Annotated in this window: 8 protein-coding genes and 1 tRNA gene; 7 read left to right on the forward strand and 2 right to left on the reverse strand. The window is 37.3% G+C overall.

Annotation, left to right across the window (positions count from 1 at the left end; translation table 11 throughout):
* Positions 1-60 precede the first annotated feature (60 nt).
* Positions 61-144, reverse strand: a tRNA-Leu gene (locus tag CP368_RS08550).
* A gap of 87 nt (positions 145-231) precedes the next feature.
* Here CP368_RS08550 and CP368_RS08555 point away from each other — a divergent pair.
* From CP368_RS08555 to CP368_RS08565, 3 genes are all read left to right on the forward strand, one after another.
* Complete coding sequence (locus CP368_RS08555) at positions 232-1,527, forward strand: serine hydrolase (protein WP_098045972.1); 1,296 nt, start codon at positions 232-234, stop codon at positions 1,525-1,527.
* A gap of 1 nt (position 1,528) precedes the next feature.
* A complete protein-coding gene (locus tag CP368_RS08560; protein ID WP_098045973.1) occupies positions 1,529-2,377 on the forward strand; it encodes an NAD(P)H-hydrate dehydratase in 849 nt (282 codons plus the stop codon).
* Positions 2,378-2,508: 131 nt separating this feature from the next.
* Positions 2,509-3,186, forward strand: coding sequence for a L,D-transpeptidase (locus CP368_RS08565; protein WP_087363457.1), 678 nt, complete (start codon positions 2,509-2,511; stop codon positions 3,184-3,186).
* Between the two features lie 40 nt (positions 3,187-3,226).
* Here the strand turns inward: CP368_RS08565 and CP368_RS08570 are convergent, their stop codons facing one another.
* Entirely contained in the window at positions 3,227-3,547 is a 321-nt protein-coding gene (locus CP368_RS08570) for a PadR family transcriptional regulator (protein WP_025005519.1), read from the reverse strand.
* A gap of 10 nt (positions 3,548-3,557) precedes the next feature.
* Here CP368_RS08570 and CP368_RS08575 point away from each other — a divergent pair, with 10 nt between their 5' ends.
* The 4 genes from CP368_RS08575 (at position 3,558) to CP368_RS08590 (ending at position 8,015) form a co-directional block, all read left to right on the forward strand.
* A complete protein-coding gene (locus CP368_RS08575; protein WP_199161337.1) occupies positions 3,558-4,235 on the forward strand; it encodes an Rpn family recombination-promoting nuclease/putative transposase in 678 nt (225 codons plus the stop codon).
* A gap of 451 nt (positions 4,236-4,686) precedes the next feature.
* Positions 4,687-6,372, forward strand: a complete 1,686-nt coding sequence (gene argS / locus CP368_RS08580) for an arginine--tRNA ligase (protein ID WP_098045975.1) — start codon at positions 4,687-4,689, stop codon at positions 6,370-6,372.
* 110 nt (positions 6,373-6,482) lie between these two features.
* The gene (locus CP368_RS08585) at positions 6,483-7,394 is read left to right on the forward strand and encodes a class II fructose-bisphosphate aldolase (protein WP_025005521.1); all 912 of its coding nucleotides are present in this window, start codon (positions 6,483-6,485) and stop codon (positions 7,392-7,394) included.
* Positions 7,395-7,463: 69 nt separating this feature from the next.
* Positions 7,464-8,015 (forward strand): NUDIX domain-containing protein, encoded by a 552-nt coding sequence (locus CP368_RS08590; protein WP_098037113.1) that lies wholly within the window; start codon positions 7,464-7,466, stop codon positions 8,013-8,015.
* Positions 8,016-8,029 lie beyond the last annotated feature (14 nt).

The following is an 8,029-nucleotide window of genomic DNA, read 5'->3' on the forward strand; positions in this document are numbered from 1 at the left end:
AGGAAATCATCGTTCTTTTTTCATGTCTTAGGAATTAGTTTTTTCCCAGACACTTACTTATGCCCGCTAAAGGATTCGAACCTTCACTCAGTCACCTGAACAGCGACCTGAACGCTGCGCGTCTGCCAATTCCGCCAAGCGGGCATTTTTCTCATGTACATGAATAATAATACCAAATATTTGGTAAAATGTAAGCATAAATATACTTTATTATTCAAAAGGACGGGTTTCATGTTTTTTAGTAAAAAGATAAAACGAGCTGTTATTAGCCTCGTTGCTCTTATTTCGTTAGTATCGTGTGGTGCAACATTTTCAGCACCTGTTAAGGCGGATGTGGCTAATTATCAAACGGATCAAGTTAAATTAGATGTCAAGTCAGCAATTGCCATTGATAGTAACAGTGGCCAGGTTTTGTATGCAAAAAATGCAGATAAGACTTTGCCAATTGCTTCTATGACTAAACTTGTGACAGTTTACTTAACTTTAAATGCAATTAAGAATCAAAAACTATCTTGGGATCAAAAAGTTAAGCCAACCGCTTCTATTGTGAAGGTGGCTAATAATGCTGAGTATTCAAATGTACCTCTTAAGATGGGACATTCTTATACTATTAAGCAACTTTATCAAGCAACTTTGATCGAATCAGCTAATGGTGCTGCCATGCTTTTAGGACAAACTATCGCTGGTTCACAAAAGGCATTTATCGATCAAATGCGTGCACAAGTGAAGAAGTGGGGTATTAAAGATGCCAAAATTTACACTGCTTGTGGTTTGCCAAATGGCAATGTAGGCAAGGATGCATATCCTGGTGTAAGTAAAAATGCTGAAAATTCTATGTCAGCTAAGGACATGGCAATTGTAGGTCAAAACTTAATCAAAGATTTTCCTGAAGTATTAGAAACTACTAAATTAGCTCATTTAGACTTCAAAGACCAAGGTCATACTACTAAGATGGCTAACTTTAACTGGATGCTCAAGGGTCTTTCACAATATGATAAAGCTTATCCAGTCGATGGTTTAAAGACGGGTACTACTGATGCCGCAGGTGCTTGCTTTATTGGTACTATCAATCATGCAGGTGCACGTTTAATTACTGTAGTCATGGGTGCGCGTCACAAGGATGGTACTGACCCTGCACGTTTTATGCAAACTAAGAAGTTAATGAACTATGTCTTTACTAAGTATCGTCCAGTAACTTTTAACGCAGGTAGTCAAATGGCTGGTGCTAAAAACATCAAGGTAACTGATGGAGATAATGCCACTACTAATTTGGGTCTTAAAGAAAAGACAACAATTTGGGATCCTGCTGATGGTAAAACCTTAGTAGCTAAGTTAAACAAGCAAACAGTTGAGGCACCAATTACTAAAGATCAAGTAGTAGGCAATTATCAATTTAAGTCTGGCAATGAAAAGATTGTTTCATTATCAAATCCTAATGGAATGAATGTAAAAGCTAAGGCACTTGCCGCAAATGGTAAGGTTAATTTCTTTGTAAGAATTTGGCGGATGCTTTTCGGGGGCAGATAAAATGACGGAAATAACTGAAGACATTTTAAAGAAAGTTATCAAAAAAAGAGCAAGTGACAGCTACAAAGGAAAATATGGTCGCGTGCTTTTAATTGGCGGTAGTGACAACTATGGCGGCGCAATTATTATGTCTACTGAAGGTGCTATAAATGCTGGTGCTGGGTTAGTAGCTACTGCAACACATCCTATGAATTTATCTGCTTTGCATGCTCGTTTGCCAGAAGCGATGTTTATTGACTGGCGCGATAGCAAGTTAGCGGATTTAATCAAAAAGGTGGACGTAGTTGTCTGCGGTCCTGGACTTGGGATGGGTGATTTAGCTAAACAAATTTTGGTAATTCTAAGAAGATGTACTTCAGAAAGTCAAACCGTGGTTTTGGATGCTAGTGCATTAGATTTAATTAGTGAAGACAAAACATTATTGCCTGCTAATGCTGGGCACTTGATTTTGACGCCACATCAAATGGAATGGCAAAGATTAAGTCAAATTCGTATCCCATTTCAAACAGATAGTGCTAATGTAGATGCTCTTAATCAGTTAATTCCGGATAGTAATGCAATGCTGGTTTTAAAATCTAATCATACACATGTTTATGATGGTACAGGTCAATTCTTTGTTAATCCAATCGGTAATCCTGGCATGGCTACTGGCGGCATGGGTGACACTTTGGCTGGAATCATCGGTGGTTTTGTTGCACAATTTGGTCCAAGCGTCGATACAGTTTTAGCAGCTGTTTATATTCATTCTTTAGCTGGTGATTTAATCAATAAAGATGATTATGTAGTTAGACCAACCAAAATTTCTAAAGTATTGCCTAAATTAATGAAAAAATATTCCGAATTAGACTAAACATGTTAAAATCTTATATAGTCATAAAAGACATCCCCATTATTAGGGATGTTTTTTAACATCATGCTATGAATACGCGTAGCATATTTCAATAAAACTAAAACTATTAATTAAAGAAGATTGCTATATTTATGAAGAAAAATATTGTTATTGGTGTTGCTAGTATTGTAATCGCATTCGGAGCTATTATTGGTTTAGCTAAGGCTTGTGCACCTAAGTCTGACGTTTCTCAAGAAGCGGTTTCTACTCAAAAAGTCGCTAAACAAAAGAAGAATAAAACTAAAAAGAAAAATTCTAAAGTAGATAGTGATATTTTGCGTCCATATAAAGATCCAAAGGATCTTAGAAAAGCCGGGACTTGGAATAGAAAGAGTGAAACTAAAAAGCACCCTAAGCTTAGTCCTACTGAAAAAGATTTAACTTTAAGAGTATCACTTGAAGGTAACCGTACCTATTTGCTTAGAAAAGGCAAGGTAATCTATACCATGTTGTCAAGTGGTGGTATTTATAAAAAAGGTAAGTCACTTACTCCAACAGGAACTTATACCATCCAAGCTGGCCGAGGTGATAGTTTCTTTAATTATGAATTAAATGAAGGGGCAAATAATTGGACAAGTTGGAGTCCAGATAATGTTTACTTGTTCCACTCTGTGCCAACTAAAGCTGATGGTAACTACAATATGAAGGAAGCTGCTAAATTGGGCAGAACTCAGGGATCTCATGGTTGTATTCGACTTAGTGTGCCAGATTCCAAGTGGCTAATGGACAATATTCCTGATGGCACTAAGGTTGTAATTAAAGATCGTTAATGCAGAAAAAGCGTTACTCAGTTTTGAGTAGCGCTTATTTTCATAGTGAGTTAAGCCATTCGAGTTGTCCTTCGTTGCGTGAGATAGCTCGCGTTAAGATCAAATAATGACCATAATTCTTTTTAATATTTTTTTGATCACTGAATAGTAATTTCTTGCGTGCATATAGGTGCTGCAATTGTGATTTGATTAATGCTTTTTCTTCGTCAATTAATTCCGCAATCCGTGGATCATTTTGATCATTGATAAAAAATAATTTAAGTGAAAAGAGATCATGACTAACAGCTAATTCTGTGATAGGTTGCTTTATCCAATTTTCTAACTGGAGAGCGCCTTTTTTAGTTAGTGAATAAACGATCACTCGTGATCCCATCTTTGGACATGTTTTTAGCAAACCAGAGAATTGCTTGCATTTATTGCAGAGTATTCTTCCAGATTTGGGGATAACTGAAGTCGAAGTTACACCTCAGAAGCAGTTAAACAAGAAATTGCTAGAGAAGAATGTCATCATGGATCTGTGGGCAAAGAATAAGGATGGAAAAATCTTTGATGTGGAAATGCAAACGACCAAGCAAAAATGGCCTGGCATTAGATTTCGCTATTATCAATCCATAGCAGATCAGGATTCATTGAGGCCTGGCGAAGATCTTGATCAAATTGGGGAAACGTATATTATTTTCATTTACCCATTTGATCCATTCGGTGAAGGAAAATATATTTATGAAGGTGCGTTTCTTTTAGATAAAGATAATCCTGATTCGCAAGCTAATACGAAAACACATTGGATTTCGATTAATGCCAGGGGCTATAAAGGTAAGATTAAGTCAGAACTAAAAGATTTTTTAAATTATATTAAATATGGATTGACTAAAGATAGTAGCAATTTTATTAAGAAGATTGATCGGGAACGTTTAGATTACATTAGAAGTACAGAGTGGAGGGATGCCAAAATGAGCTTAGACGTACTATTGGCTGATGAAAGGGCAGAAGCTAGAAAAGAAGGCCGTCGACAAGGCCGTAAAGAAGGACGTGAGGAAGGGAAGGCATAGTAGAAGGAAAATTAGAAGGTAAACTGGAAGCTCAAAGAATAGGTGTAAAAAAATTCGTTCAAAATGTGCGCGAACTTGATCAGTCTGATGATTGGATTATGTCTAAATTGATCAAAGACTATGGCAAAGATTTTAGTGAAGCTGAGTTAAAAAAGTTGATGCTAGAAGCAGAACAAGAATAGTTTTTTACTTAAATTAGTAGCCAGCACCATTCTTTCCTGCTATAATCATCTTTGCTAGTAAGTTAGAAGTAGTAATTATTTCCTTTTTTAAGCGAGCCTATGTTGGTGGAAGATGGGTATTAAGGAATAACGAAGGCGTGTCTAACCGAATAAATAATGATTTTAAATAAGCGGATACTTTGTGTCAATTTGAGTGGTACCGCGGGTTAATGCTCGTCTCTTTCTATCTAGGATAGGAAGAGGCTTTTTTGTTTAGAAAAGAGGAAAATATGGACTTTAAGAATGAAGTTGTTGACTTAGTTGCTAGCCAAGTTGATTTACCAAAAGAAAAAATTGCAGCCTTAATTGAACGTCCAAAAAATGCTAAGATGGGTGATTATGCTTTCCCAGCATTTATTTTGGCTAAGACTTTGCACAAGAACCCTGCAATGATTGCACAAGATATTGCAGAAAACTTAAGTAGTGACAATTTTGCTAGCATCAAAGCAGTTGGACCTTACGTAAACTTTGCTATTGATCATGAAAAGCTTGTTTCTTCAACCTTGAAGGATGTTTTATCTGAAAAAGAACATTACGGTGATCAAAAATTAGGCGAAGGTAATGTACCAATTGATATGTCTTCACCTAACATTGCTAAGCCAATGTCAATGGGTCACCTTCGTTCAACAGTAATTGGTAATTCAATTGCTAAGACTATGGAAAAGGTTGGTTACACTCCAATTAAGATTAACTACCTTGGTGACTATGGTACTCAATTTGGTAAGTTGATTGCTGCTTATAAGCATTGGGGTAATGAAGAAGACGTTAAGAAAGATCCAATTATGAATCTTTTCCACTACTACGTTCGTTTCCACAAAGAAGCTGAAGATAATCCTGAACTTGATGATGAAGGTCGTGAATGGTTCAAGAAGCTTGAAGACGGTGATCCAGAAGCAGTTAAATTGTGGAAATGGTTCCGTGAAGTTTCTCTTGAAGACTTCAAGCGCATCTACAAGGAATTGGGCGTAAGCTTTGATTCATACAACGGTGAAGCTTTCTTCAACGATAAGATGCAACCAGTAATCGATGAATTGAAGGAAAAAGGTTTGCTTCATGAATCACGTGGTGCTCAAGTTGTGGATATGGGCCCGGATGAAAACCCAGCAATTATCGTTAAGTCCGACGGTACTTCAATTTACTTAACACGTGATTTAGCTGCGGCTGAATGGAGAATGAAGGAATACAACTTCGTTAAGATGCTCTATGTGGTTGGTAACGAACAAGCACAACACTTTGTAGAACTTAAGACTGTTCTTAAGAAGATGGGGTATGACTGGTCAGATGAAATTCACCACATTCCATTTGGTTTGATTACTCAAGGCGGTAAGAAGTTATCTACTAGAAAAGGCAATGTTGTCTTCCTTGACCAAGTATTAAAGGATGCTGTTTCACTTGCTAAGAAACAAATTGAAGAAAAGAACCCAGATTTAGCTGATCAAGATCAAGTTGCTCATGATGTTGGTGTAGGTGCGGTTATTTTCCACGATTTGAAGAATGATCGTTTAGACAACTTTGACTTTGACCTAGAAGAAGTTGTGCGTTTTGAAGGCGATACTGGTCCTTATGTTCAATATACTAACGCTCGGGCACAAAGTGTCTTGCGTAAGGCTGCAGCAATGGGCGAAAAGCCTAGCGAAAACGATTTTGCCTTAGATGATGAGTGGGCTTTTGCCGTAGCAAAAGATTTGGCTGATTTCCCAAGAATCATTGCAAGAAGCGCTGAAAGGTTTGAACCATCAGTAATTGCTAAGTTTGCCTTAAATTTAGCTAAGAAATTTAACAAGTACTATGCAAACGTGAAGATCTTAACTAAAGATGATAAACTTGGTGCTCGTCTTGCCTTAGTTCAAGCTACTTCAATCGTTTTGACTGAAGCACTTAGCCTCTTGGGTGTCAATGCTCCTAAGGAAATGTAACTGAAAAATTATGAAAATTAAAAAATAACGCTTACATTTTGCGAAAGATTGTTCATAATCCCAGAATTAGGGTACAATATGCATGTAAGATATTTAGGAGGTATTTTTTAATGGCTTATTTTGACAACGGTAATCAAATCTTTAAAGATGCTCGTAAGAACCATTACGCTGTAGGTGCTTACAACACTAACAACTTGGAATGGACTCGTGCAGAATTACGTGCTGCTGAAGAAACTAGAACTCCATTGTTGATCCAAGTATCAACTGGTGCTGCTAAGTACATGGGTGGTTACAAGTTCGTTAAGGACATGGTAGCTGACCAAATGGATTCAATGAACATCTCAGTTCCAGTTATCTTGAACTTGGACCACGGTGACTTTGAATCAGCTAAGGAATGTATTGCTCTTGGTTACTCATCAGTTATGTTTGATGGTCACGCACTTCCAACTGATGAAAACTTGGCTAAGACTAAGGAAATCATCAAGTTAGCTCATGAACGTGGTATTTCAGTTGAAGCTGAAATCGGTAAGATTGGTGAAAACCAAGGCGGCGGTGAATTAGCTTCTGTTGAAGATGCTAAGAAGTTCGTTGCAGCTGGCGTTGACAAGCTTGCTTGTGGTATTGGTAACATCCACGGTGTTTACCCAGCAGACTGGAAGGGCTTGAACTTCGACCGTCTTAAGGAAATTGCTGAAGCTGTTCCTGACACTCCACTTGTACTTCACGGTGGTTCAGGTATTCCTGAAGACCAAGTTAAGAAGGCTATCCAACTTGGTATTGCTAAGATCAACATCAACACTGAATTCCAATTAGCATTCCAAGAAGCTACTCGTAAGTACATCGAAGACAAGAAGGACCTTGACAAGAAGGCTAAGGGTTATGACCCACGTAAGTTGTTATTGCCAGGTGCAGAAGCAATTACTGCCAAGATGAAGGAAATGATTTCTTGGATGGGTACTAAGACTATCGATGACGAACTTAAGGATGCTTCATTCGACCGTTCATCATTGAACGAAGAATAATCATTGATTATCAATTAAAATAAAACTCAGCTTTGGCTGAGCTTTATTTTTTTTTAGAAAGAAAAAGTTATGAAAGAATTAAACCTCCAATTGAAAGACACTGAATGGCCATTAGAATATATTGATCATGATCGTAAAATAGTGCGAGCTATCGTGTTTGATGACCAGGAAAATTATTATTTTGTTAGAGCTAAACGTGATGACGACTTTGGTAAGGCAACGCTAATTGAAACTTCAGGTGGTGGCGTTGAAGCTGGTGAAGATTTAGAAACAGCGCTAAAGCGAGAGCTTAAAGAAGAATTAGGTGCTGAAGTTGAGATTATGCATAAAATCGGTATAGTTAGTGACTACTATAATTTGATTCATCGCCATAATATTAATAATTATTATCTTTGCAAAGTCACTTCTTTTGGTGAAAAACATTTAACTAAGGATGAAATAGAAGATTTTCATTTGTCGACTTTAAGGTTGAGTTATCGGGATGCTGAAAAAGAATATCAAAAATGTGCGGAAACTAAAATTGGTAAATTAATTGCGGACAGAGAGTTACCGGTTTTAATGAAAAACGCCCGAAAATCCCCGTATTTTAATGCGGGGATGGATAGGGCCAAGCTGACCTAGCAGTCAGCTTTTTT

This window comes from Lactobacillus sp. UMNPBX17 (assembly GCF_002553735.1).
GTDB classification, from domain to species: Bacteria; Bacillota; Bacilli; order Lactobacillales; family Lactobacillaceae; genus Lactobacillus; species Lactobacillus gallinarum.